Genomic DNA, 24,937 nt, shown 5'->3' with positions numbered 1-24,937 from the left:
GGAAACCTCCCCCCTTCGTCCTGCGCCCGTCTCCCCGGTAGGGCACGATCGGGTGCGATGCGCCCGGTGTCGGGCACGTCACACACCCCTGTTTGTCCCGGAGGAACCCACATGTCCCTGAAGAAGAGGGGCGCGTCGCTGCTCGTCGGAGCGGGTGCGGTCGCCGCACTCGTCGCCACGGCCGGCACCGCCCACGCCGCCGACCCGGTCCAGCCCGGATCGATCGACCCCGTCCTGACCACGGTCAACCTGCTGAACTTCAACGACTTCCACGGTCGCATCGACGCCGACAACAAGGGCACGCTCGGCAAGTCCCTCGCGTGCACCGTCGTCTCGACGCGCGCGGCGCTCGGCGAGGACTCGACGGCGCTGCTGTCTGCCGGCGACAACATCGGGGCCTCCCCCTTCACCTCCTCGTCGCAGCAGGACCTGCCGACGATCCAGTTCCTCAACGCGCTGGGGCTCAAGGCGAGCGCCGTGGGCAACCACGAGTTCGACCAGGGCATGTCCGACCTCACCGGGCGGGTCTCCCAGGCGGCGGACTTCGACCTGCTGGGGGCCAACGTCTACGAGCGCGGCACGACGTCGCCCGCCCTCGACGAGTACACGATCATCGAGGTCTCGGGTCTCAAGGTCGGCGTCGTCGGCGCGGTCACCGAGCAGACCGCCTCGCTCGTCTCCCCCGCCGGCATCACGGGCGTCGACTTCGGCGACCCGGTCGCCGCGGTCAACCGCGTCGCGGGCCAGCTCAAGGACGGCGACGCGACCAACGGCGAGGCCGACATCGTCGTCGCCGAGTACCACGAGGGCGCGACCACCGGCGACGACACGAGCACCCTCGACGAGCAGGTCGCGGCGGGCGGCGCCTTCGCCGACATCGTCAACGACACGGCCGGCGAGGTCGACGCGATCTTCACCGCGCACACCCACCGCACCTATGCCTGGGACGCCCCCGCCCCCGGTGGCGGCACCCGCCCGATCATCCAGTCCGGCTCCTACGGCAACCCGCTCGGCCAGGTGCAGCTCGGCTTCGACCCGCAGACGCGCAAGGTCACGCAGTACTCGGCGACGAACCTCAAGGTGAGCGCCCCGACCGCGGACTGCGCCGCCGACCCGGCCTACGTCGAGGCCGCCGCGATCGTCGACACCGCCGTCAGCGAGGCCGCCGAGGTCGGCAAGCAGGTCGTCGGCAAGGTCTCGAGCGACATCACGACCGCCTTCAGCGCCGCCGGCGGCCGCGACGACCGTCAGCGCGAGTCCACCCTCGGCAACCTCACCGCCGACATCTGGCTCGACGCGCTCAACCAGCCCGGCCGCAGCGGCGCCGACATCGGCATCATGAACCCCGGCGGTCTGCGCTCGGACCTCATGTACGCCCCGACGGCCGCCGAGGCCCCCGGCGAGGTGACCTACGCGGAGGCCGCGTCGATCAACCCCTTCGCCAACACGCTGATGACGGTCGACATCACCGGCGCCCAGCTGCGCACCCTGCTCGAGCAGCAGTGGCAGCCGGAGGGTGAGTCGCGGCCCTTCCTCAAGCTCGGCCTGTCCGACAACGTCACCTACACCTTCGACCCGGACGCGGCGAAGGGCAGCCACATCACCTCGGTCATGGTCGACGGTGCGCCCGTGGACGAGGCCGCGACCTACACGATCGCCTCCGGCTCCTTCCTCATCAGCGGCGGTGACAACTTCACCGTCCTCGGCGAGGGCACCGACCGCAAGGACTCGGGTCTCATCGACACCGACGCCTTCATCAACTACTTCGGTGCCCGCGACGTCGTCGAGCCCGACTACCGCAAGCAGGCCGTCGCGATCAGCGGTCAGCCGAGCGAGCTGACCGAGGGCGAGCAGGTCTCCTTCACCGCCTCCGGCTTCGACATGACCTCCAAGGGCGCCCCGACGACCACCGAGGTCGAGGTCTTCGTCGGCGAGACCTCCGTCGGCACCTTCCCGGTCACGGCCGGTCTCGTCGACGGCGTCCCGACCCGCAACGGCACCGCGGACATCAGCTTCACCGCCCCCGCGGGCGTCACCGGCGACAGCACGGTCCGCCTCGTCGCCGCCCCGGGCGGCACGACGGCGAGCTTCCCCGTCACGGTGACCGCTGCCGAGACCGGCGGTGGTCACGGCGACGGCAACGGCAAGGGCACGGGTCCCGGCACGGGCAAGGGCCACGGCCGCGGCAACACCGACGAGCACCCCGGCCAGGGCAAGGGCCGCACCGGCGAGCACCCGGGCCAGGGCAAGGGGCGGGCGACCGGCCTGGTCCGGTGACCAGCGCCTGACGCACGACCCGAAGGGGGTCACGCACCGGTCGGTGCGTGGCCCCCTTCGCGTCTCGAGGGCCTCGCGAGGGCTCGGCCACCTCGACGACCGAAGCGGCACCTGTGTGAGGGTTGCCCCATGGCGGAGGTCGAGTTCGTGCCGGATGAGCACGGCGGTGTGACGGTGATGCGCGACGGGCACCCGCAGAGCCACGTCGACGTCGACGACCCCGAGCACCTCGTCTTCGAGTACGTGCAGCACATGGCGGCCGTGCTCGACGCCGTCCACCCCGCGCCGGAGCCGCTCGGCGTGACCCACGTCGGCGGGGCCGGGCTGAGCCTGCCGCGCTGGGTGCACGCGACCCGGCCGGGCTCGCCGCAGATCGTCCTCGAGCCCGACGAGGCGCTCACCACGGCCGTCCGCGAGCAGCTACCGCTGCCCCGCGGGCACCGGATCCGCGTGCGGCCCCAGCTCGGCCGACCCGGTCTCGAGGCGCTCAAGGACGCCTCGGCCCATGCAGTCGTCGTCGACGCCTTCGACGAAGGGAGGGTCCCGGCGGACCTGCAGACGGTCGAGTTCTTCGGGCACGTGGCGCGGGTCCTGCGGCCCGACGGCGTGCTCGTCATGAACTCCCCCGACGAGCCGGGCTGGCGGCATCTCGCCGATGTCCTTGCCGGACTGCGAGCGGCCTTCTCCCCCAACGGCTCTCTGGCCCTCGTCGCGATGCGCGACGTCATCAAGGGGCGCCGCTACGGCAATGCCGTGCTCGCCGCCGCGCACCGCCCGCTCGACCTCGACGAGATCCGGCGGCAGGTGGGGCGCTGGCCCTTCCCCTCGGGGGTGCTCGGCGCGAACGAACTGGCCCGGCGCACGGCCGGCGGCCGCGCGCTGACCGACGCCGACTCGCGGCCTGCGCCGACGGCTCCCGATCCGGGAGCCTGGCGGGTGCGCTGACCCTCAGCCCGCGCCGGTGATCCGGGAGACGACCGAGGGCAGGTCGGTCATGTCGGTGATGACCGCGGTCGCCTCGTCGAGCCAGCCGGCCGGGGTCATGTCGCTGTGGTAGCCGACCGCCGGCATGTCGGCGGCGACGGCCGCCTCGACGCCCGCGCGACTGTCCTCGACGACGACGCACCGGTCGGGGGCGAAGCCCATGGACTCGGCGGCGAGGAGGAAGACGTCGGGTGCCGGCTTGCCGCGCTCGACCTGCTCGGCGCTGAAGCGCGCGGACTCGGGGAAGAGTCCCTCCAGCCCGGTGCGCGCGAGCTTCGCGCCGATGGCCGCACGGAGCGAGCCCGAGGCGACGCACACCTGCAGGCCCAGCTCGCGGACCGCAGCCACCGCCTCGGCAGCACCCGGGACCGGCTCCAGCTCCTCCTGACTGCGGGCGAACTCGGCCCGCCAAGCGCGCTCCCACTCGGGATCCGGCACGGCGCCGGTCAGCTCGGTGAGGGTGACCCGGTTGTCCTTGTAGGCCTTGCCGACGAAGGTCTCGACGGCATCGGCCTCGGTGAAGTCGACGCCGGCGTCGCGCATCATGCCGGTCCACGTGCGTACGTTGAGGCGCTCGCTGTCGACGAGCACCCCGTCGCAGTCGAAGATGACGAGCCAGGGGGCCTCAGGCATGGGTCGGGACGACCTCGAGGGCGTGCAGGGCGTCGACGAGGGGGGCGAGCTCGGGCTGCTCGCGAGCCTCGTCGAGTGCCCGCTCGAGCACCTCGTGGTGGGTAGGGCGGGCAGTCTCGAGGAGCTCACGCCCCGCGGGGGTCAGCTCGGTGTAGATGCCGCGCCGGTCGTCGGCGCAGATGATCCGGGTGAGCAGGCCGCGGTCCTCGAGCCGGTTGACCAGGCGGGTCGTCGCGCTGCTCGACAGGGCGGCGGCACGAGCGAGCTGGGACATGCGCATGTGCCAGCCCTCCTGCCGGCTGAGTGCGTCGAGGACGGTGAACTCCACGACGGACAGGCCGTGCTCGCCCTGGAGCTCACGCTCGAGGACGGCCTCGATGTGACCGTGGAGCGCGGCGAGGGTGCGCCAGCCGCGGGCGCGGATCTCGACGGCGTCATCAGCGATTCCCATGGCCCAAGATTAGCAGTCGACTTGCAACAACCCGCGTGTGCAACTAGTTTCCCTCTCCATGACCACTACTTGCACACGCGCTCTATCGGCGCAGGACGCATCGACGGCCGAGGCCGACCCGACGACCGGGGCGACGCCCCCTTCGACCCGACGGGTGCCGGCCGGGCTCGTCGCCCTGGCCGCGGGCGGCTTCGGCATCGGCCTGACGGAGTTCGTCATCGCCGGCCTGCTGCCGGAGGTCGCAGCCGACTTCCGCGTCGACGAAGCGACCGCGGGCTGGCTCATCTCCGGCTACGCGCTGTCCGTCGCCGTCGGCGCGATCGTGCTCACCGCGGCCGTCACCCGGCTGGACCGCAAGCGCGTCCTCCTCGGCCTGATGACGCTCTTCATCGCCGGCAACACCCTCTCGGCTGTCGCCGGCAGCTACGAGGCGATGCTCGTCGGCCGGGTCGTCGCGGCCCTGTGCCACGGCGCTTTCTTCGGCATCGGCTCGGTCGTCGCCGCCTCGCTCGTGGCTCCGGCGCGACGCTCGGCCGCCATCGCGGTGATGTTCACCGGCCTGACCGCGGCCAACGTCCTCGGCGTGCCGCTCGGCACCCTGCTGGGTCAGCAGCTCGGCTGGCGCTCGACCTTCTGGGCGATCACCGCGATCGGCGTCCTCGCCTTCGTCGCCATCGCCACGCTCGTGCCGCGCGGCGCTGGTCAGGGCGAAGGGAGCGCCTCGCTCCGGCACGAGGTGGCCGCCTTCCGCGAGCCCCAGGTGTGGCTCTCCCTGCTCATGACCGTGCTCGGCTTCGGCGGGATGTTCGGTGCCTTCACCTACATCGCCTTCCTGCTCACCGACGTCTCCGGCTTCGCGTCGGCGACGGTGCCGTGGCTGCTCATCCTCTTCGGCGGTGGCCTCTTCGTCGGCAACACCCTCGGCGGCCGGGCGGCCGACCGGTCGGTGTCCCGGACTCTCGTCGGGACCCTCGCGGCGCTGACACTCGTCATGGTGGGCTTCGCGCTCGTCGCGAGCTCGCCCTGGTTGGCCGTCGTCGCGCTGGTGCTCATGGGCGGCTTCGGCTTCGCCACCGTCCCGCCGCTGCAGACCCGGGTCATGTCCTGGGCGGGCGATGCCCAGACCCTCGCGTCGGGCGCCAACATCGCGGCCTTCAACGTCGGCAATGCCATCGGCGCCTGGCTCGGTGGCCTGACGATCGCCGCGGGCCTGGGCTACACCTCACCGCTGTGGGTCGGCGCCGCCATGGCGGCGGCGGCGCTCGTCGTCAGCCTCGGCGTGGACCGGCTGGCCCGGGGTCGCTGAGGCTGCGCCCCCCTTCGCCACGAGACCCCGCGCCCACGAGCTGTGGCCGACCACCCGGAGGTGATCGGCCACAGCTTGCTGGTGCGGTGGGAGGGGCTCAGCCGAAGTAGCGGGCCATCGTCCCGGTGTGGGCGGTGCGCATCTCGTCGAGGCCGAGGTCGAGGGCGTCCTTGACCTTGAGCCGGTCACCGTCGGTGACACCGAGGCGGGCGACGGGCACGCCGTGCGTCTCGGCGATGCCGACGACCGTGGCCACGTCGGCCTCGGAGCGGACCGTGACGAGGGCACGAGCCGTCGACTCGGAGTACAGCGCGGTGAAGGCGTCGATGCCGTCACGCTCGAGCACCGGGGTCAGGTCGACCGAGGCACCCGTGCCGCCGGTGAGCACCGACTCGGCCAGCGCCACGGCCAGGCCGCCGTCGGACAGGTCGTGCGAGCTGGCCAGGGCACCGCGGCGGGCGGCGTCGACGAAGAAGGATGCGAGCGCCTTCTCCGCGGCGAGGTCGACCCGCGGCGGCTGCCCGCCCAGGTGACCGTGCAGGGCGTGCGCCCACTCGCCGCCGTCGAGCTCGTCCCGGGTCGCGCCGAGGAGCAGCACGACCTCACCGGGGGCAGCGAAACCGGAGGCGACCGAGGTGGCGACGTCGTCGATGACCCCGAGGACGCCGACGACGGGCGTCGGGTGGATCGCCGTCTCGCCGGTCTGGTTGTAGAAGGAGACGTTGCCGCCGGTCACCGGGATGCCGAGCTCGAGGCAGGCGTCGAAGAGCCCGCCGATGGCCTGCTGGAACTGCCACATGACGCCCGAGTCCTCCGGCGAGCCGAAGTTGAGGCAGTCGGTGACGGCGAGCGGCAGGGCGCCGGAGGTCGCGACATTGCGGTAGGACTCGGCGAGCGCGAGCTGGGCCCCGGCATAGGGATCGAGCCGGCCGAAGCGGCCGTTGCAGTCCGTCGAGACGGCGACGCCCAGGCCGGACTCCTCGTCGACGCGGATGACGCCGGAGTCGTGCGGCATGGCCCGCTTGGTGTTGCCCAGGACGTAGCGGTCGTACTGGTCGGTGACCCACGACTTGTCGCAGATGTTGGGCGAGGCGAGCAGCGCGAGCAGGTCGGCGCCCAGGTCCGCGGGACGGGGAAGGGAGGAGCTCGCGTCGGCCTGGACCGCGTCGATCCACTCGGGCCGGGCGATCGGACGCTCGTAGACGGGCCCGTCGTGGGCGACGGAACGCGGCGGCACGTCGACGATCGTCTCGCCGTGCCACGTGATGACGAGCCGGTCGCCGTCGGTGACCTCGCCGAGGACGGCGGCCTCGACGTCCCAGCGGCCGGTGGTCGCGAGGAAGGCGTCGAGCTTGTCGGGCGCGACGACGGCCATCATGCGCTCCTGCGACTCCGACATGAGGATCTCCTCTGCGCGGAGGGTGGAGTCGCGCAGCGGCACCTTGTCGAGCTCGATCTGCATGCCGCCGTCACCGGCGGACGCGAGCTCGGAGGTCGCGCAGGACAGCCCGGCTCCGCCGAGGTCCTGGATGCCCTCGACGACGCCCGCGGCGTAGAGGTCGAGGCAGCACTCGATGAGCACCTTCTCGGCGAAGGGGTCGCCGACCTGGACGGCGGGCCGCTTGGCGGGGCCACCCTCCTCGAAGGTCTCGGAGGCCAGGACGGACACACCGCCGATGCCGTCGCCGCCGGTCTTGGCGCCGAAGAGGACGATCTTGTTGCCGGTGCCCGACGCGTTGGCGAGGTGCAGGTCCTCGTGACGAAGGGAGCCGACGCACAGCGCGTTGACGAGCGGGTTGCCCTGGTAGCAGTCGTCGAAGACGATCTCGCCGCCGACATTGGGCAGCCCGAGGGAGTTGCCGTAGCCGCCGATGCCCTTGACGACGCCGGGCAGGACGCGGGCGGTGTCGGGGTGGTCGATGGCACCGAAGCGAAGGGGGTCCATCACCGCGATCGGGCGGGCGCCCATCGCCATGATGTCGCGGACGATGCCACCGATGCCGGTCGCGGCACCCTGGTAGGGCTCGACATAGCTCGGGTGGTTGTGGGACTCGACCTTGAAGGTCACCGCCCAGCCCTGACCGATGTCGATGACACCCGCGTTCTCCCCGATGCCGGCGAGGGTCTTGCCGAGCGGGGTCTCGGCCGGCAGGTCACCGAAGCGCTTGAGGTGGACCTTCGAGGACTTGTAGCTGCAGTGCTCGGACCACATGACCGAGTACATCGCCAGCTCGGCGCTCGTCGGGCGACGGTCGAGGATCTCGCGGATGCGCTCGTACTCGTCGGCCTTGAGCCCGAGCTCGGCCCACGGCTGCTCGGTGTCGGGGCTGCCCTGCGCGACGGTCACGGTGTCGAGGTTGCTGACGGTCACGCGGACACCACCTGCTCGAGGACGGACGTGAAGAAGGTGCGGCCGTCGAGGCTCGGGCCGAAGCCCTCCTCGACGGCGTGCTCGGGGTGGGGCATGAGGCCGACGACGTTGCCGCGCTCGTTGGTGATGCCGGCGATGTCGCGGGAGGAGCCGTTGGGGTTGCCGCCGACGTAGCGGAAGGCGACCTGTCCCTCCCCTTCGAGCCGGTCGAGGGTGGCCTCGTCGGCGACGAACTGGCCGTCCTGGTTCTTCAGCACGATGCTGATCTCCTGGCCGGCCTCGAATCCGGAGGTCCACGCCGTCGAGGTCGACTCGACGCGCAGGACCTGGTCCTTGCACAGGAACTTGCGGTGGTCGTTCTGGATCATCGACCCGGGGAGCAGGTGCGACTCGGTGAGGATTTGGAAGCCGTTGCAGATCCCGAGGACCGGCATCCCTCCCTTCGCCGCGGTGATGACCTCGCCCATGACCGGGGCGAAGCGGGCGATGGCCCCGGCGCGCAGGTAGTCGCCGTAGGAGAAGCCGCCGGGGATGACGACGGCATCGACGCCGTGCAGGTCCGCGTCGCCGTGCCACAGGGCGACGGCCTCGCCGCCGCAGAGGGTCACGGCGCGGCGGGCGTCGGAGTCGTCGAGGCTGCCGGGGAAGGTGACGACGCCGATCTTCACGCGCCGGCCCCGGTGATCGGCGCCTGCTCCGGCTCGTCGCTCGTGAGCTCGTGGACGCTCACGACGTCCTCGATGACGGGATTGGACAGGAGGGTCTCGGCGGCCTCGCGGGCCGACGCCAGGTGCGCCTCGGTCACGTCGCCGTCGACGGACAGCACGAAGCGCTTGCCCTGCCGCACGTCGGTGAACTGGTCGATCCCCAGCCGGGGCAGCGCCCCCCGGACCGCCTGGCCCTGGGGGTCGAGGATCTCGGGCTTGAGCATGACGTCGACGACGATGCGTCCCACGGGGAATCTCCTGGTGCGAAGGGGGTGCGTCCGCGGCGAGTCTAGTTGGGCAGGATGGACCCATGAGCAGCAGCCGGTACTCCGACCTCGTGCGACTCCTCCTGCGTCACGGCCGGGGTGACCTGCTCGCCGGAGCGCAGCAGGACGATCTCGGCGCCGACGAGGACCTGCCGGACGGGGCGACGAAGGGGGCGAAGGCCTTCGCCGCGGACCTCGAGGCGATGGGGCCCACGTACATCAAGCTCGGCCAGCTGCTCTCCACGCGCTTCGACCTGCTGCCGCCGGCCTACACCCAGGCCCTGACCCGGCTGCAGGACTCGGTGGAGCCCTTCCCCTTCGAGCAGGTCCGCGAGATCGTCGAGGAGGAGCTCGGGGCGCGGATCAAGGACCTCTTCGCGTTCTTCGACGAGGAGCCGCTCGCGGCGGCCTCGCTCGGCCAGGTCCACCGGGCGACGACCCGCTCCGGGAGGGACGTCGTCGTCAAGGTGCAGCGTCCCGACGTGCGCGAGGCGGTCCGCGGCGACATGGACGCCCTGGACACCGTCACCGGCCTGGCGGACAAGCACACGAGCATCGGTCGCTCCTACGGTCTCAACCAGCTGCTGCGCCAGTTCCGCCGCTCGCTCGTCGACGAGCTCGACTACCGCCGCGAGGCGCGCAACCTGCTGCGCTTCATCGAGCTGACCGCCGAGCACGACCGGCTCGTCGTGCCGGAGCCGGTGATGCAGCTGACGACGACCCGGGTGCTGACGATGGAGCACATCGAGGGCCGCAAGGTCACCGACCTCGGGCCTCTGGCGCTCATCGACCTCGACGCCCGCCCGCTCGTGGAGCAGCTCTTCCACTGCTATCTGCGGATGATCCTCGACGACGGGGTCCTCCACGCCGACCCGCACCCGGGCAACCTGCTCGTCACCGACGACGGGCGCCTGGCCCTGCTGGACCTCGGGATGGTCGCGACGGTGCCCCAGCGGGTGCAGACGCACGTCACCAAGCTCCTGCTCGCGATCAACGATGGTGAGGGCGAGGAGGCCGCAGCCATCCTGGCGGACATGGGCCACCCTCTCGAGGACCACGACGCCGCGGCCTTCCGCGACGACGTGGCGCACCTCGTGAGCGAGGCGGTGGCCAGCGGCTCCGATGTGCAGGCCGGCCGACTGCTCGTCGAGCTGTCGCGCCTCTCGGGGGTCCACGGCCTGCGACCACCGGCGGAGATGGCGATGATCGGCAAGGCGCTGCTCAACCTCGACCAGACGACCATCCACCTCGACCCTGACTTCTCCCCCGCGGACGCGATCCGGGACAACGTGTCCGACATCTTCGCCTCGTCGCTCAAGGTCTCGCCCGGAGGGCTGCTCACGGCAGCCATCGAGACCAAGGAGTTCACCGCGCAGCTGCCCAAGCGGGCCAACCGGATCCTGGACACCCTCGCCCGCGGCGAGATGCGGGTGCGGGTCGACGCCATCGACGAGCAGCGGCTGCACCTCGTGCTCCAGCGGGTCGCCAACCGGCTGACCCTCGGCCTGATCATCGCGGCAACGATCATCGGCGCGGCGATGATGATGCGCGTCGAGACCGACGCGCGCATCCTCGGTTTCCCGGCGATCGCTATGGTCTTCTTCACCGTCGCCGTGCTGGCGGCCGTCGCGCTCGCGGTGCACATCGTGCTCACCGACCGGGAGATCGCGCGCAACCACCCTTCGCGTGAGGAGGACTAGCCCGAGCGGCGCACCATCAGCTGAAGCGCTCCCGCAGCTCGCGCTTGAGGATCTTGCCGCTCGGGTTCTTGGGCAGCTCGGTGAGGATCTCGATCCGCTTGGGCCGCTTGTACGTCGCGAGGACCTTGGCGCAGTGCTCCTGGACGGACTCGACGGTCAGGCCCGACCCCTCCTTCGCCACGACCGTCGCGGTGACCGCCTCGACCCACTTCGCGTCCGGCAGGGCGAAGACCGCGACCTCGGCGACGTCGGGGTGGGCGTAGATCGCCTCCTCGACCTCGCGGGAGGCGACATTTTCGCCACCGCTCTTGATCATGTCCTTCTTGCGGTCGACGATCGTGATCCGCCCTTCGTCGTCCGCGATCGCCAGGTCACCGGAGTGGAACCAGCCACCGGCAAAGGCTTCGGCGGTCTTGTCCGCGTTGCGCCAGTAGCCCGCCGCGATCTGCGGGCTGCGGTGGACCACCTCGCCGACCTCGCCGACGGGCACCTCGTTGCCGTCGTCGTCGACGAGCCGGGTCTCGACCATGAGCACCGGGCGGCCTGCGGAGCCGGCGTGGGAGAGCTGCTCGTGCGGCGGCAGGATCGTCGCGACGGGGGCGAGCTCGGTCTGGCCGTAGAAGTTCCACAGGTCGACGTCGGGCAGCCGCTGCTGGATCTCCTTGAGGATCTCCACCGGCATCGGGGACGCCCCGTAGTAGCCCTTGCGCAGGCTGCTCAGGTCGGTGCCGTCGAAGTCGGCGTGCCGCAGCAGCGAGATCCACACGGTCGGTGGCGCGAAGTACTTCGTCACCCCGTGCTCGGCGATGGTGGCGAGCACGGTCGCCGGGTCGGGCGCCGGCAGGATGATGCTCGTCGCGCCGAGCATGATGTCCGGCCCGAGGAAGCAGTCGAGCTGGGCGCAGTGGTACAGCGGCAGTGTGTGCAGGTCGATGTCGTCCCCGCTCATGCCGCCGTCGACGATCGCGCTGAGGTACTCGGCCTGCAGCGCGCGGGAGGTGAGCAGCGCCCCCTTCGGCCGGGACTCGGTGCCGGAGGTGTACATCAGGCGGATCGGGTCGTCGTCGGCGACGGTCGGCGGCTCCCAACCGGTCGCGTCGGTGGCCCGCAGGTCGGCGAAGGGGGTCCACCCGCCACTCCCGTCGCCGGTCACCACCCGGGTCCCGATCTCGAGCCCGCTCGCGGCGATCGCCTCGTCGGCGGTGGCGACGAACTCCGACTGGGTCACCACCGCGACCGGCTCGCTGTCGCGGAGGATGTAGCCGACCTCGTCGGCGGTGAGCATGAAGTTGATCGGCACGAGGATCGCGCCGAGCCGTGCCGCGCCCCAGGCGATCGCGGCGAAGTCGGCGCTGTTGCGGCTGAGCAGGGCGACGCGGTCCCCCTTCGCCACGCCGCGCGCGGCGAGGCCGGCGGCCACCGAGGTGACGATCGCGTCGAGCTCGCGATAGGTCCAGCGGACCTCGCCGTCGATGATCGCGACCTTGTCCCGGTGGCGAGCAGCGCTGCGGCGCAACACCTCCCCGAGTCCGTTGGCGCGGGCGGTGGCCATCTCGGTCGTCGTCGACATGCGGGCAGTCTGCCCGCGCAGGGGCGCCGCGTCATCCCCCTTCGTCGGTCCGTGAAACACCCCGGGCGACCTTGCCGGGCAAGTGATGCACCTCACCCCTAGATTGATCGCAGCCGGCGCACTCGGTGCCGGGACACAGGGGATGACACATGCACAGCTTGAGACTGCGAGCGCTCGCGCTCGGCGCCACCGCCGCCCTCGGACTGGGACTCACGACCACCGCCACCGCGGCACCGACCACGGCGCAGGCCGACACCACCGCCACCGCGTGGAAGCCCAGCGAGAACAGCAAGCTCAACAAGGTCGCCACGCCGCGCCTGTCGTGGTTCAGCTGCTACGGCGGAGCCCGCTGCGCCAACGCCAAGGTGCCGCTCGACTACGACAAGCCAGCGGGCACGAAGACCAATGTCGCCGTCCTGCGCCTGCCCGCCACGGGCAAGCGGATCGGGACGCTCTTCGTCAACCCCGGCGGCCCCGGCGGCTCGTCGACCGAGATGGCCTACTTCGCCGACCAGTGGCTCTCGCCGGAGGTCCGCGCGAAGTTCGACGTCGTCGGCGTCGACCCCCGCGGCGTCGGCTTCAGCGACCACGTGCAGTGCCTGCCCGTCGAGGACCAGGACACCGTCTTCAGCAAGGTGAGCAGCGCCTTCCCCGTCGGCTGGACCCAGGAGCAGCGCTGGATCCAGGGGATGAAGAAGATCTCCCGGGCCTGCTCCACCAATGCACTCGCGACGTCGATGTCGACCGCCGAGGTCGCCCGCGACATGGAGATGGTCCGGCGCGCGATCGGCGACGGACCGCTGAGCTACCTCGGCTTCTCCTACGGCAGCCACCTCGGCACCACCTACGCCAATATGTTCCCCGGCAACTTCCGCAGCATCGTCATCGACGGCACCCTGAGCCCGACGTCCTGGTCGGGCACCGCGTGGAACCAGAGCCTCCCCCTCGAGCGTCGGTTGCGCTCTGGCGTCGGTGCTCACAAGGCGCTCGACAAGATCCTCACCGAGTGCGGCAAGGCCGGCCCCGACCGGTGCTCCTTCGCCACCGGCGGCGACCCGAAGAAGAAGTACGCCGCGATGACCGCGTCCCTGAAGAAGGAGCCGGCCGTCATCACCGACCCCTACACCGGCGAGGAGATGACCCTCACCTATGCCGACCTCGTCGGCACGGTGCTGTCGGGCCTCTACGACCCGGAGGCGCCGATGCTCGTCGACTTCATGCTCAGCGACATCGAGTGGATGATCGGCCAGTCCCAGGGTGCCGCGGCACGTCGCGCCGGTGGCCACCAGGTCGACCAGCGCACCATCACGGCGATCAAGCAGGCCGACCAGGCACCCCGGCGCGCCTTCGCCTACGACAACTCGCTCGACGCCTTCCTCTCCGTGACCTGCACCGACAGCCGCGAGACGACGAAGATCGCCGACTACCCGGCCTACGCCAAGCAGCAGGAGACCAAGGCCCCTGGCTTCGGCCCGCTGTGGCTCTGGGGCAGCGCCGGGTGCGCCGGCGACTCCTTCACCGGCCAGGACGAGGACGCCTACGTCGGCCCCTACGACAAGGTCTCGCCCAAGGGCGTGCTCATCGTCGGCAACTACTGGGACCCGGCCACCAACTACGACGGCGCGGTCCAGACCCGCAACACGCTCGGCCGCTCGCGGCTGATCTCGAGCGACTCGTGGGGCCACACGGCCTACGGCGTCTCCCAGTGCGTCACGACGCGCGTCGACCGCTACCTCGTCTCCGGCGCCTCACCGTCGAGCGATGCCACCTGCCCGGCGGAGTCCGAGCCCTTCCCTGCCACCGAGGAGCCCGTAGAGGAGACGGTGCAGCAGCTGCTCGCCACGAAGTCCCTGCCCAAGGCCGCCCGCGGCCAGGGCTTCCCGGCACCGACCGTCGTGCGCTGACGCTCGCTGCCTGAGGAGGCCGCCCGCGGCCGCTTCGAGGACCCGAGGGGCGAAGGGGGACTCCCCCCTTCGCCCCTCGGCACATCCGTGATCCGGTTCAGCGTGGCCGGCTCAGTGCGGCCGGTTCAGTGCGGCCGGCTCAGTGCGGCTCCTCGGTGGAGCGCGAGTCGGTCAGGGAGCTGGCGCCGAGGGCGGCGACGGCGCCGACGACGACGACCGCGAGGACCGCATAGGTGATCCGCTCGCCGTGGAAGAAGGAGGCGACGAGACTCTCGCTCCAGGCCCCGGCGGGCAGGCGGGTCGTGACGAGGGCGGCGATGGTCGTGCCGACGCCGGCCACGACGACCGCGAGCAGTTCCTCGCCGGCCTCGACCTCATCCTCGCGGGGCTGCGGCTCCAGGCCGGCGCCTGACCGGACCTGCGACGCGCGTCAGGCCGAGAAGGTCTGCCCGGTCAGCCGCTCGTAGGCCTCGACATACTTCGCCCGGGTCTGCGCGACGACGTCCTCCGGGAGCGAAGGGGGCGCCTCGCCCGAGCTCTTGTCCCAGCCGCTCGCCGGCGAGGTCAGCCAGTCGCGGACATATTGCTTGTCGAAGCTCGGCTGCTGCCGGCCCGGCTGCCACTCGTCAGCGGGCCAGAAGCGGGACGAGTCCGGTGTGAGCACCTCGTCGGCGAGGACGATCTCGTCGCCGCGCATGCCGAACTCGACCTTCGTGTCCGCGAGGATGATGCCGCGCTCGGTGGCGATCTCGTTGCCGCGCTGCAGGATCCGCACGGTGAGGTCGCGCACGCGCGCGGCGAGGTCCTCGCCGATCTCGGCCACGACGCCGGAGTACGGGATCGGCTCGTCGTGCTCGCCGACGGGCGCCTTGGTCGAGGGGGTGAAGATCGGCTCCGGCAGGGGCGAGCCGTCGACGAGGCCGGCCGGCAGCTCGATGCCGCTGACGGCGCCGGTTGACTGGTACTCCCCCAGCCCGCCGCCGGTGAGGTAGGCGCGGGCGACGCACTCGACGGGCAGCATCTCGAGGCGCTCGACGAGCACCGCCCGGCCGGCGACGGCCGCGGGGACGTCGGTCGAGATGACGTGGTGCGGCACGAGGTCGGCGAGCTGGTCGAACCACCAGAGCGACATCTGCGTGAGCACCGCGCCCTTGTCGGGGATCGGGGTGTCGAGGACGAAGTCGTAGGCCGACATCCGGTCGCTCGCGACGAGCAGCAACTGGTCCTGGCGCGGCTGCCCGTCGGCGCCGACCGGCGCGTAGAGGTCGCGCACCTTGCCGGAGTAGACGTGGGCGTAGCCGGGCAGCTCGAGGTGGCCGTCAGTCGTCATGGCGCACATCCTCGCAGCAGGACGAAGGGAGCCGCCGCTCGCCTCAGCCTCCGGTCACCTCGGGGTCCTCGAGGAGCAGCCGGAGCAGGTCGACCACGGCGTCGTCGGTGAAGACGCGCCCGTCGCTGCCCGGCTTCTCCTGGACGAGCACGTAGACGGCACCGTGCCCCTCCCCCTCGGGCACGGCCCAGGTGTCCTGCCCCTGCCCGTCGACCACCCTGGCCTCAAGTCCCGGCCGGACCTCGACCGAGCGCACCTTCCTCTCCGCTGGCCCCGGGTCGCTGGCGGGCCGCGGCTCCCAGAAGTAGTTGCCCGAGCCCCGAGCCGTGACGTAGACGTCGACCTGGGGCGGGAAGACGATCTGGTCGATCGGCTGGTCGGTGTCGACGATCGACTCCATGTGCGCCGTCGTGAACCACCGCGTGCCGGCGGGGAACCCCTCGAGCGAGCTCGTCGACGCCGCGTCCTCGAAGGCCAGGTCGCCGGTGGCGCGCAGCGCGGCGACGTGGTCGGCGAACCAGCCCGCGACCACCGTGCCGTCGCAGGTCTCCGGTCGCAGGGTGCAGCCGTCCCATCCGGCGAAGGGGGTCGACGTCGCGCTGGCCGTGGGCGAGGTGGTCGTGCTCGCGGTGGGCGAGGTCGTCGGCGTCGAGGACGACGACGCGCTCGTCGACACCGGCGGCGCGGGCTGGACCTCACCCCGGCCACCCGTCAGGGTCGCGGCGAGGCCGCTGGCGACGAGGGTCAGGCCCAGCGCGGGCACGAGAACCGCTGCCCTGCGGCGGCGCACGCGGCGACGGCCACCGGCGACGACGTCGTCGACGGACCCCGGCCACCCGGCCCCCTCCGACTCCCGCGCGGCCACGGCCGCCTCGACGAGCCGCTGATCCTCGGTCGTGCTCATGACGCGCTCCTCTCCGCCGCGCGGGGCGCGGGGTCGTCCAGGTGGGTGCGCATGCGGGCGAGCGCATCGCTCGTCGTGCTCTTGACCGTGCCCTCGCTGCACCCGATCGCCCGCGCGGTCTCGGCGACCGACAGGCCCTCGAGGTGACGCAGGACGACGCACGCGCGCTGGCGGGCGGTGAGCGCAGCGAGGGCGTCGTGGACGACGAGCCGGGCGTCGGTGGCCTCACCGGGGTCGACGCTGCCGCCGTCGACGTCGTCGGCGACGACCTCGCGCCCCCAGCTCAGCCGGCGGCGCTCGGCGAGCAACGAACGCACGAGGGTCTGCCGCGCGTAGGCGTAGGGAGACGTGGCGCGGGCGACCTTGGGCCAGGCGACATAGAGCTTTTCCATCGTCGTCTGGACGAGGTCGTCGGCGGCGTGCGGGTCCCGGCTGATGCCGAGCGCCACCCGCCGCAGCCGGGGCATCGCCGATGCGGCGAACTCCCGGAAGTCGGCTTCGCTCGAAGACCTCACGTCACTCCCCTTCGCACCGACCGGGACGATCCCGGTCACCCATCCAGATGCGTCGAGCCCGCGATCGGTTGGGTCAGCGCCGGCGGCGGGCCAGCCGGCGGGCACCGGCGGCGCCGAGCCCGGCCGCGAGGAGCACGGCCCCCAGCGGCAGCAGGACGGTCTCGTTGGCCACGCTGTAGAGCGGGGTCTGCAGCGTGACCGGCCCCTCGCGCCCCACCTCGGCGACGAGGCTCGCGCCGGCCCTGGTCGCCACGAAGAGACCGGCGGCGAGGGTGGCCAGACCGGCCACGGTCGTCCCGGACGACGACCAGGCGGTGAGCACCGCCCACAGCAGGGCCGCGACGACGAGCAGTGCCCCACCCACCATCAGGAGCCACGGCACCACGGCGGCGAAGGGGGTGACCAGCCAGGCGACGAGGCGACCTCCGCCCCCTTCGGTCCGGTCCTCGGCGCGCTGTGCGGCGGTCGTGGCGGTCGTGGTCCCGGGCTCCCCTGTCATGCGGCCATGCTCCCACCACGGACGGGCGAAGGGGGGTCAACCCTCGTCGCGGAGTCCGGCCGGCCAGCGGCGGGCGCCCGGCCCCTCGCTGCCGCGCTCGTCGCCGGGGTTGTAGATCGGGCAGCTCGACGTCGACAGGCAACCGCAGCCGATGCACCCGCTCGTCGTGTCACGCAGCTCGACGAGGGCGTCGATGCGCGCCTGCAGCGCATCGTGCCAGCGGCGCGAGAGGCGCTGCCAGTCACGCGCGGTCGGGGGCCGTTGCGCCGGAAGGGAGTCCAGCGCCTCGCGGATCTCGTCGAGGGACAGGCCGAAGCGCTGGGCCGCGCGCACGAGGGCGAGCCGGCGCAGCGTGTGCCGCGCGTAGCGCCGCTGGTTGCCCGGGGTGCGGGTGGCGTGGACCAGCCCCTTGGTCTCGTAGAAGCGCAGCGTCGGGACGCTCACGCCAGCCCGGGCCGCGGTCTCCCCGATGGTCAGCAGGTCGCGCGTGTCCATGCCCCGAGGCTAGCGGTTTGACCTCACGTGAACTTGAGGTTGGAGGGTGGACGCATGACACAGACGACCCCGCCGTGCCAGACCATGTCGCCCGAGCTGTGGTTCGCCGAGACACCTGAGGGCCTGGAGTACGCCAAGTCGCTGTGCGCCGACTGCCCGCTGCGGACGATGTGCCTGCAGGGCGCGCTCGAGCGCCGCGAGCCGTGGGGCGTGTGGGGCGGCGAGATCCTTCACGAGGGCACCGTCATCCCCCGCAAGCGGGTGCGCGGGCGCCCCCGCAAGGACGTCGCCGCCTGAACCCTGCACAACCCCAGGGTTCTGCAGGGTTCAGGGCCGACAACTCTGCACAACCCTAGGGTTGTGCAGAGTTTGGGGTCAGGCGCGGATCTCGCCGCGGGCGGCGCGCAGGGCGATGTCGGTGCGGTGATGGCCGCCGTCGAGCTCGACGAGGTCGACGGCCGCGTAGGCCCGCTGGCGAGCCCGGGCGAGGTCGTCGCCGAGGGCGACGACCGACAGGACCCGCCCACCCGAGGAGACGAGCTGACCGTCGTTCGTCGTCGTGCCGGCGTGCAGCACGTGCACGTGCTCGGCGAGCTCGCCGTCGGCGATCGCGTCGAGGCCACCGATCGGCGTGCCCGTGACCGGCTTGGCCGGGTAGCCCTCGGCCGCGACGACGACGGTCACCGCCGACTCCGGGCGCCAGCGCAGCGGGTCGTGCTCGTCGAGCCGGCCCTCGGCGGCTGCGGCGAGCAGCACCGCCAGCGGCGACTCGAGCCGGGCGAGCACCGACTGGGTCTCGGGGTCGCCGAAGCGCACGTTGAACTCGATGACCCGCGGGCCACGGGAGGTGAGGGCCAGCCCGACGTAGAGCACGCCGACGAAGGGGGTGCCCCGTCGCGCCATCTCGTCGACGACCGGCTGGGCGACCCGTGCGACGACGTCGTCGACGAGCCCCTCGGGGGCCCAGGTCAGCGGGCTGTAGGCGCCCATGCCGCCGGTGTTGGGGCCCTCGTCGCCGTCGAAGACGCGCTTGAAGTCCTGGGCGAGGTCGAGCGGCACGACCCGCTCGCCGTCGCAGATGCAGAAGAGGCTCGCCTCGGGCCCGTCGAGGAACTCCTCGATGACGACGCGACCATCGTCCCCCTTCGCCAGGCAGGCCAGACCGTGCGCCATGGCGGCATCCCGGTCCTCGGTGACGACGACGCCCTTGCCTGCTGCCAGCCCGTCGTCCTTGACGACGAAGGGAGCGCCGAAGGCGTCGAGCGCCTCCGCGAGGTGCTCCGGCGTCGTGCACACGTGCGCCATCGCGGTCGGCACGTCGGCGGCGGCCATGACCTCCTTGGCGTAGGCCTTGCTGCCCTCGAGGCGCGCGGCCTCGGCACTCGGGCCGAAGCAGCTGATGCCGGCCTCGCGCACGGCGTCGGCGACGCCCGCGACGAGCGGCGCCTCGGGACCGACGACGACGAGGTCCACCTCGTGGCGTCGGGCCAGCTCGACGACGGCCTGCGGGTCCTCCGCGGCGACGGGCTCGGTGAGCGCGATCGCCTCCGTGCCCGGGTTGCCGGGGGCGGCGATGACGGCCGAGACCGTCGGGTCGAGGGTGAGGGCGCGGACGAGGGCGTGCTCGCGGGCGCCGGAGCCGATGACGAGAACCTTCACGGGGGCGAGCCTACGGCCCTTCGAGACGGGCGCGGGCCCTCCCGTCGACCGACGGGCGAGAGGTCGCAGAACGCAAAGGGGGGCGCAGCTCGCGGCAGGCAGGGGGTATCTGCCGTGAGCTGCGCCCCAAGGTCGCGGGTCCAGACATCAGGGGGGACACCGACCGCGCGACCGTCGACCGTGGCCGACCAACTGATACTGACACCTTGTTGAGGGTGAAATCAAGATGGAGCGGACCAGTTCGTGCGACGGCCCCCTCCGCAGACCCCCACGACCCGCGTCATCAGGGCATCGTCGCGAGCAACTAGACTCGGTCCTCCTGTCCAGCCGAAGGGGAGCACGAGGCCCTGTGACCGACACCCACGTCGATGCCGTCGCCGCCGAGATCGCCATCGAGCAGCAGCATCTCGACCGCGTCCACACCGAGCTCGCCAAGGCTGGCAAACGCGCTGATCTCGTGGCCGTCGACGGCATGTCGCGCGGTCGCACCGACCGCACCGGCGACGTCCGCGACGAGGAGATGTCCGGCCTCTTCGAGCGCGATGCCCTCGTCTTCAACGCCGCGCGCCGCATGGCCAGCCTCGAGCACCAGCACGAGGGGCTGGTCTTCGGTCGGCTCGACCTCGACCACGCTGCCGAGGGAGCAGACCAGTCGGACCGTGAGGTGCGCTACATCGGCCGTCTCGGCGTGCGCGACGACGACTACGAGCCCCTCGTCATCGACTGGCGCGCCCCTGCCGCCTCTCCCTTCTACCGCGCGACGCCGGGCGACAACCAGGGCGTCATCCGCCGGCGCGTGCTGCGCTGCCGCGGCGAGCAGGTCGTCGGGGTCGAGGACGACCTCATGGTCCCGGAGGCACCCGAGGACCTGGTCGTCGTCGGCGACGGCGCGCTCCTCGCGGCCCTGACCCGCAGCCGCGGCCAGCAGATGCGCGACATCGTCGCGACGATCCAGACCCACCAGGACGAGGCGATCCGCGCGAGCGACCGCGGCATCACCGAGATCAGCGGCGGCCCCGGCACCGGCAAGACGGTCGTCGCCCTGCACCGTGCCGCCTACCTGCTCTACGCCAACCGACGCCGCTACGAGTCCGGCGGCATCCTCGTCATCGGACCCTCCGCGGCCTACACCGCCTACATCGAGCGGGTGCTCCCTTCGCTCGGCGAGGACTCCGTGACGCTGCGCTCCCTCGGCGACGTCGTCGACGTCATCACGGCGGTGCGGCACGAGTCGCCCGAGGTCGCCGCGATCAAGGGCTCGTTGCAGATGCGCACCGTGCTCAACCGGCTCGCCGCGCTGCCCGTCCCGGGCGCCCCGACGAGCCTGCGCGTCATGGTCGGCGGCCTGCCCGTCCACCTCGACGAGCGCGAGCTCACCGACATCCGCCGGCGTGCGCTGCGCGACCGCACGCGCAACCAGGCGACCAAGCACGTGCGCCAGCTGCTCGCCGAGGCCGCTTGGCGACAGGTGCGCGAGGGAGACCGCGACGAGTTCCTCGACGCCTTCGACGAGTCCATCGCCGTCGACGACTTCGTCGCCGCCTGGTGGCCGCAGGTCGACCCCCGCGAGGCACTGCTGTGGCTCGAGGACACCGAGCTGGCCTACGAGGTCACCCGATCCGTCCTCAGCCAGGGCGACGCCGCCGCCCTCGCCCACGCCGCCCGCGAGACCCTCGAGCTCGGCACGTGGACCGTCTCCGACGTCGCCCTCGTCGACGAGCTCTCGGTACGCCTCGGCCAGGTCGAGGAGGCCGCCCCGGAGGAGCGCTCCTTCTACGAGATCGAGGAGCTCGACGGCGTCGCCGAGCTGCAGGCCATGGGCTCGGCGATCCGCGAGCCCGAGGTCACCCAGACGCTCAGCCCGACGACGGCCCGCGAGCGGCTGCTCCACGGCACCGTCGGTCGCTACAGCGACTACGCCCACGTCCTCGTCGACGAGGCCCAGGACCTCTCGCCGATGCAGTGGCGGATGATCGGCCGGCGCGGCCGCCGCGCCTCGTGGACCGTCGTCGGCGACGTGGCCCAGGCGTCGTGGCCCGATGTCGCCGAGGCCGACCGCGCTCGCGAGGAGGCCTACGGCACCCAGCCGCGCCAGGCCTTCCACATGACGACGAACTACCGCAACGCGCAGGAGATCTTCGACTACGCACGCGACGTCATCCTGCCCGTCGTGCCCGACGCCGACATCCCCGACGCCGTCCGCGAGACGGGCGTGCGGCCGCAGGACGTCACCTTCGGCGACGCCCTCGCCACCTCGCGCCCCGACGTGGCGACCGTTGCGGCAGAGGCGCTCTCGCACCTGGCCGAGGAGGTCGACGGGTCGATCGCGGTCATCACGCCACAGCGTCACGCCGAGGCCGTGCTGCCGCTCGACGGCACCCACGACGGCCGGGTCGTCGTCATCGACCCGCTGTCGACGAAGGGCCTGGAGTGGGACGCGACCCTCGTCGTCGACCCCGACGCCATCGTGCGCGAAGCCCCCGGCGGCGCGCGCGTGCTCTACGTCGTGCTCACCCGCGCGGCGCACCGGATGACGGTGCTGCGCCCGCTGGACTGACCCCCTTCGTCACACGCGGAACGGCCCCGGGGCAGCAGGTGCCCCGGGGCCGTCCGTGTGGAGTGAGTGGTCAGCCGCTCTTGCGGCGGAACATCTGCTGGGTCGCACTGGTCTCGGCGCGGTGCGCGTCCTCGACCTTGCCGTGCGAGCCGTCGGGCGAGACATTCGCTCCGCCGTGCGACTGCTTCTTCTCCAGCGCTTCCCGGAACTTCGCCTTCACGTCCTCAGGAGCGCTCTCGTGGTTGCTCATGGGACCTCCCTTCGTCGGCGGCCGGGACCGCGGCTGCGACCCCGTGTGCCCACCTTCCAGCACGAAGGGGGTGAAGGCAACGCCTTTTCGACGGCCCTTCGAGACGATCGGCCGCGGGCGGCCTCCCTCCTCAGGGACCGGATGGGACGTCAGGCGTCGAGGAGGGGGTGGCGCTGGATGATCTCCTCGCGGCCCGGCCCGACACCGATCGCCGAGACTCGGGCGCCGATGAGCTCCTCGGCGCGCAGCACGTAGGCCTGGGCATTGGCCGGCAGCTCCTCGAAGGTGCGGCAGTGGGTGATGTCCTCCCACCAGCCGTCGAGGTACTCGTAGACCGGGGTGGCGTGGTGGACGTCGGACTGGTTGACCGGCATCTCCTCGACCCGCTCGCCGTCGATCTCGTAGGCGACGCAGATCGGCACCCGCTCGAGCCCGGTGAGCACGTCGAGCTTGGTGACGACGAAGTCGGTGACGCCGTTGATCCGGGTCGCGTAGCGGCCGACGACGGCGTCGAGCCAGCCGGTGCGGCGCGGGCGGCCGGTCGTCGTGCCGTACTCGTGGCCGGTCTTGCGCAGGAACTCGCCGTCGTCGTCGAAGAGCTCGGTCGGGAAGGGCCCCTCGCCGACGCGGGTCGAGTAGGCCTTGAGGATCGCGATGACCCGGCCGACGCGGGTCGGCGGGATGCCCGAGCCGGTGCACGCGCCACCGGCGGTCGCCGACGACGAGGTGACGAAGGGGTAGGTGCCGTGGTCGACGTCGAGCAGGGTCGCCTGGCCGGCCTCGAGCAGGACGTTCTTGCCGGCGTCGAGCGCCTTCTCCAGCTCGAGGCTGGTGTCGGCGACCATCGGGCGCAGCCGGTCGGCGTAGGAGAGCAGCTCGGCGACGACGGCCTCGGCGTCCGCGGCCCGGGTGTTGTAGATCTTCGCGAGGATCTGGTTCTTGACGTCGAGCGCGGCCTCGACCTTCTGCCGCAGGATCCCCTCGTCGAAGATGTCCTGCACCCGGACGCCGACGCGGTTCATCTTGTCGGCGTAGGTCGGACCGATGCCGCGACCGGTCGTGCCGATCTTGCGCTTGCCGAGGAAGCGCTCGGTGACCTTGTCGAGCGTGCGGTTGTAGGGCGCGATGATGTGCGCGTTGGCGCTCACGAGCAGCTTCGAGGTGTCGACACCGCGCGCCTCGAGCCCGTCGAGCTCCTGGAAGAGGACCTCGAGGTCGATGACGACGCCGTTGCCGATGACCGGCACGACGCTCGGGGTGAGGATGCCCGAGGGCAGCAGGTGGAGGGCGTACTTCTCGCCCTCGATGACGACGGTGTGGCCCGCGTTGTTGCCCCCGTTGAACTTCACGACGTAGTCCACGTCGTTGCCCATGAGGTCAGTCGCCTTGCCCTTGCCCTCGTCGCCCCACTGGGCCCCGATCAGCACGATCGCCGGCATCGGTCCTCCTCGCCCACCCCGTGACGGGAGCGGGTCTCGACAACACATCAGCCGCGGGGCGGCCCCGCGGCTGCTGACGAGCACACTCTACCGAGGCGCCGCCCCGAGCCGACCGTCGCGCTCCAGCGCGACCCCGAGCTGGAAGCGCGTGCTCACGCCGTAGCGGTCCATGAGGGCGGCCACCCGGCGGCGCACGGTCCGCAGCCCGACGTGCAGGGTGCGCGCGATCATCTCGTCCTTGGCCCCGAGGGCCAGCATGCGGATGAGAGCGTCGTCGGCGCTCCCTTCGGGCACCTCGATCTCCGGGGAGACCGCCCACATGAGCTCGAACCAGCCGGCGAAGCACTGGACGAGCGCGGGGTTGCGGATGAAGACGTAGGGCGCGTGCGGGTCGCCCCACTCGGCCAGCGTCACGACGGCCTCGTCGCCGAGGACGAGGAACTCCGTCGCGACGAGGTCGGAGACCCGCTGCTCCTGGCCGGAGCCGCGCTTGGCGGCGAGCTCGGCCCGGGCGAGCTCGGTCTCGAGGACCCCGGGGTGCACGAGGGCACGTTGGCGCTGCCCCTCGACGGCACGGTCGCGCTCGTGGCGCGAGTTCGCCTCCTGCTGACCGGCGCCGGTGTCGGTCGAGAGGATGACGTTGTCGGTGCGGTCGACGTGGCCGGCGACCCGGTCGATCATCGGGGCGGCCATCTCCTGCGTGAGCACCTGGACGCCGGGGTCGTCACCGAGGTCGATGTTGTGCATCCGGGCGCGCAGCGTCATCAGGGCGTCGCCGATGTCGGCGAGCTGGTCCCGGGCCCGCTCGACGCGCAGGGTGTCGGAGGCGAGGTACTGCTCCAGCCGACGCAGCGGTTCGTCGTCGACAGGGTCATGTCCGGACATGCATGGCATGTTAGTGCCACTGGCCTCCTCGTGCCGTTTTTCGGGGTGAACGTGGGGCACAATCAGTCCTGCGGGGGCGCCGCGTTGGGATCAGGGGACTTCGAGCGGCGCTCCCCGCCTTGCTGTGGTAAGGCAGGGCCGCACAGCACCAGCAGACTTCCGGGCAGGGACACCGGACCGACGACGTAGGGCGTCACGACCAGTGGTCGTGACGCCCTTCAGGTGTTCCCTTCGA

At 71.9% G+C, this 24,937-nt stretch carries 23 protein-coding genes; 7 read left to right on the top strand and 16 right to left on the bottom strand.

Annotated features, from left to right (window positions below):
- Positions 1 to 111: 111 nt before the first annotated feature.
- Both ACQBJO_RS01305 and ACQBJO_RS01300 read left to right on the top strand, forming a co-directional pair.
- Positions 112 to 2,277: a bifunctional metallophosphatase/5'-nucleotidase gene (locus ACQBJO_RS01305; protein ID WP_421008034.1), complete on the top strand. Its 2,166-nt coding sequence runs from the start codon at positions 112 to 114 to the stop codon at positions 2,275 to 2,277.
- 129 nt (positions 2,278 to 2,406) lie between these two features.
- Positions 2,407 to 3,222 (top strand): spermidine synthase, encoded by an 816-nt coding sequence (locus ACQBJO_RS01300; RefSeq protein WP_421008033.1) that lies wholly within the window; start codon positions 2,407 to 2,409, stop codon positions 3,220 to 3,222.
- A gap of 3 nt (positions 3,223 to 3,225) precedes the next feature.
- Here the strand turns inward: ACQBJO_RS01300 and ACQBJO_RS01295 are convergent, their stop codons facing one another.
- Together ACQBJO_RS01295 and ACQBJO_RS01290 are read right to left on the bottom strand one after the other, a co-directional pair.
- Entirely contained in the window at positions 3,226 to 3,894 is a 669-nt protein-coding gene (locus tag ACQBJO_RS01295; protein ID WP_255185070.1) for an HAD family hydrolase, read from the bottom strand.
- A complete protein-coding gene (locus ACQBJO_RS01290) occupies positions 3,887 to 4,345 on the bottom strand; it encodes a MarR family winged helix-turn-helix transcriptional regulator (RefSeq protein ID WP_421008032.1) in 459 nt (152 codons plus the stop codon). Before ACQBJO_RS01290 ends, ACQBJO_RS01295 begins: the two co-directional genes overlap by 8 nt.
- A gap of 154 nt (positions 4,346 to 4,499) precedes the next feature.
- Here ACQBJO_RS01290 and ACQBJO_RS01285 point away from each other — a divergent pair, with 154 nt between their 5' ends.
- Positions 4,500 to 5,651 carry an MFS transporter gene (locus ACQBJO_RS01285; RefSeq protein ID WP_421008221.1) on the top strand — a complete coding sequence of 384 codons (1,152 nt, stop codon included), beginning with the start codon at positions 4,500 to 4,502 and terminating at the stop codon, positions 5,649 to 5,651.
- A 97-nt stretch (positions 5,652 to 5,748) separates the two neighbouring features.
- Here the strand turns inward: ACQBJO_RS01285 and purL are convergent, their stop codons facing one another.
- From purL to purS, 3 genes are read right to left on the bottom strand one after another with little or no spacing between them, the layout of a single operon-like run.
- Positions 5,749 to 8,022, bottom strand: a complete 2,274-nt coding sequence (purL, locus tag ACQBJO_RS01280; protein WP_421008031.1) for a phosphoribosylformylglycinamidine synthase subunit PurL — start codon at positions 8,020 to 8,022, stop codon at positions 5,749 to 5,751.
- The gene (gene purQ, locus ACQBJO_RS01275) at positions 8,019 to 8,690 is read right to left on the bottom strand and encodes a phosphoribosylformylglycinamidine synthase subunit PurQ (RefSeq protein WP_255185067.1); all 672 of its coding nucleotides are present in this window, start codon (positions 8,688 to 8,690) and stop codon (positions 8,019 to 8,021) included. The genes purL and purQ overlap by 4 nt, the downstream gene beginning before the upstream one ends.
- Positions 8,687 to 8,977 (bottom strand): phosphoribosylformylglycinamidine synthase subunit PurS, encoded by a 291-nt coding sequence (gene purS / locus ACQBJO_RS01270; RefSeq protein ID WP_255185066.1) that lies wholly within the window; start codon positions 8,975 to 8,977, stop codon positions 8,687 to 8,689. The genes purQ and purS overlap by 4 nt, the downstream gene beginning before the upstream one ends.
- 62 nt (positions 8,978 to 9,039) lie before the next feature.
- On the opposite strand from purS, the gene ACQBJO_RS01265 reads away from it, so the two are divergent.
- Positions 9,040 to 10,695 carry an ABC1 kinase family protein gene (locus tag ACQBJO_RS01265; protein WP_421008030.1) on the top strand — a complete coding sequence of 552 codons (1,656 nt, stop codon included), beginning with the start codon at positions 9,040 to 9,042 and terminating at the stop codon, positions 10,693 to 10,695.
- Positions 10,696 to 10,711: 16 nt separating this feature from the next.
- Here the strand turns inward: ACQBJO_RS01265 and ACQBJO_RS01260 are convergent, their stop codons facing one another.
- The gene (locus tag ACQBJO_RS01260) at positions 10,712 to 12,265 is read right to left on the bottom strand and encodes a fatty acyl-CoA synthetase (protein WP_421008029.1); all 1,554 of its coding nucleotides are present in this window, start codon (positions 12,263 to 12,265) and stop codon (positions 10,712 to 10,714) included.
- A 149-nt stretch (positions 12,266 to 12,414) separates the two neighbouring features.
- On the opposite strand from ACQBJO_RS01260, the gene ACQBJO_RS01255 reads away from it, so the two are divergent.
- Positions 12,415 to 14,169: an alpha/beta hydrolase gene (locus ACQBJO_RS01255; protein WP_421008028.1), complete on the top strand. Its 1,755-nt coding sequence runs from the start codon at positions 12,415 to 12,417 to the stop codon at positions 14,167 to 14,169.
- A gap of 139 nt (positions 14,170 to 14,308) precedes the next feature.
- Here the strand turns inward: ACQBJO_RS01255 and ACQBJO_RS01250 are convergent, their stop codons facing one another.
- The 6 genes from ACQBJO_RS01250 to soxR all read right to left on the bottom strand — a co-directional run bounded on the left by ACQBJO_RS01250 (position 14,309) and on the right by soxR (position 17,912).
- Positions 14,309 to 14,509: a hypothetical protein gene (locus ACQBJO_RS01250; protein ID WP_421008027.1), complete on the bottom strand. Its 201-nt coding sequence runs from the start codon at positions 14,507 to 14,509 to the stop codon at positions 14,309 to 14,311.
- 90 nt (positions 14,510 to 14,599) lie between these two features.
- Entirely contained in the window at positions 14,600 to 15,499 is a 900-nt protein-coding gene (locus ACQBJO_RS01245; protein ID WP_421008026.1) for a phosphoribosylaminoimidazolesuccinocarboxamide synthase, read from the bottom strand.
- A gap of 43 nt (positions 15,500 to 15,542) precedes the next feature.
- Positions 15,543 to 16,403, bottom strand: coding sequence for a hypothetical protein (locus tag ACQBJO_RS01240; protein ID WP_421008025.1), 861 nt, complete (start codon positions 16,401 to 16,403; stop codon positions 15,543 to 15,545).
- Positions 16,400 to 16,918 (bottom strand): SigE family RNA polymerase sigma factor, encoded by a 519-nt coding sequence (locus ACQBJO_RS01235; RefSeq protein ID WP_255185059.1) that lies wholly within the window; start codon positions 16,916 to 16,918, stop codon positions 16,400 to 16,402. The genes ACQBJO_RS01240 and ACQBJO_RS01235 overlap by 4 nt, the downstream gene beginning before the upstream one ends.
- A 73-nt stretch (positions 16,919 to 16,991) precedes the next feature.
- Entirely contained in the window at positions 16,992 to 17,417 is a 426-nt protein-coding gene (locus ACQBJO_RS01230; RefSeq protein ID WP_421008024.1) for a hypothetical protein, read from the bottom strand.
- A 36-nt stretch (positions 17,418 to 17,453) separates the two neighbouring features.
- Positions 17,454 to 17,912 (bottom strand): redox-sensitive transcriptional activator SoxR, encoded by a 459-nt coding sequence (gene soxR, locus ACQBJO_RS01225; protein ID WP_421008023.1) that lies wholly within the window; start codon positions 17,910 to 17,912, stop codon positions 17,454 to 17,456.
- A 54-nt stretch (positions 17,913 to 17,966) separates the two neighbouring features.
- Here soxR and ACQBJO_RS01220 point away from each other — a divergent pair, with 54 nt between their 5' ends.
- Positions 17,967 to 18,209 (top strand): WhiB family transcriptional regulator, encoded by a 243-nt coding sequence (locus ACQBJO_RS01220; protein WP_421008022.1) that lies wholly within the window; start codon positions 17,967 to 17,969, stop codon positions 18,207 to 18,209.
- A gap of 78 nt (positions 18,210 to 18,287) precedes the next feature.
- On the opposite strand, the gene purD is transcribed toward ACQBJO_RS01220, so the two are convergent.
- Positions 18,288 to 19,571 (bottom strand): phosphoribosylamine--glycine ligase, encoded by a 1,284-nt coding sequence (purD, locus tag ACQBJO_RS01215; RefSeq protein ID WP_255185055.1) that lies wholly within the window; start codon positions 19,569 to 19,571, stop codon positions 18,288 to 18,290.
- A 349-nt stretch (positions 19,572 to 19,920) separates the two neighbouring features.
- Between purD and ACQBJO_RS01210 the strand changes: the two genes are divergently transcribed.
- Positions 19,921 to 22,128 carry a HelD family protein gene (locus tag ACQBJO_RS01210; RefSeq protein WP_421008021.1) on the top strand — a complete coding sequence of 736 codons (2,208 nt, stop codon included), beginning with the start codon at positions 19,921 to 19,923 and terminating at the stop codon, positions 22,126 to 22,128.
- 70 nt (positions 22,129 to 22,198) lie between these two features.
- Here the strand turns inward: ACQBJO_RS01210 and ACQBJO_RS01205 are convergent, their stop codons facing one another.
- The 3 genes from ACQBJO_RS01205 to ACQBJO_RS01195 all read right to left on the bottom strand — a co-directional run bounded on the left by ACQBJO_RS01205 (position 22,199) and on the right by ACQBJO_RS01195 (position 24,702).
- Positions 22,199 to 22,378 (bottom strand): DUF5302 domain-containing protein, encoded by a 180-nt coding sequence (locus tag ACQBJO_RS01205; protein ID WP_255185053.1) that lies wholly within the window; start codon positions 22,376 to 22,378, stop codon positions 22,199 to 22,201.
- Positions 22,379 to 22,527: 149 nt separating this feature from the next.
- Entirely contained in the window at positions 22,528 to 23,817 is a 1,290-nt protein-coding gene (locus ACQBJO_RS01200; RefSeq protein WP_421008020.1) for an adenylosuccinate synthase, read from the bottom strand.
- Between the two features lie 87 nt (positions 23,818 to 23,904).
- Positions 23,905 to 24,702, bottom strand: coding sequence for a helix-turn-helix transcriptional regulator (locus ACQBJO_RS01195; RefSeq protein WP_421008019.1), 798 nt, complete (start codon positions 24,700 to 24,702; stop codon positions 23,905 to 23,907).
- Positions 24,703 to 24,937 lie beyond the last annotated feature (235 nt).

The sequence above is a fragment of the Janibacter zhangyanbonis genome (genome assembly GCF_050507325.1).
Lineage (GTDB): Bacteria > Actinomycetota > Actinomycetes > Actinomycetales > Dermatophilaceae > Janibacter.
The sequence above is the reverse complement of the archived record's forward strand: the minus strand, read 5'-3'. Positions and strand labels throughout refer to the sequence as shown.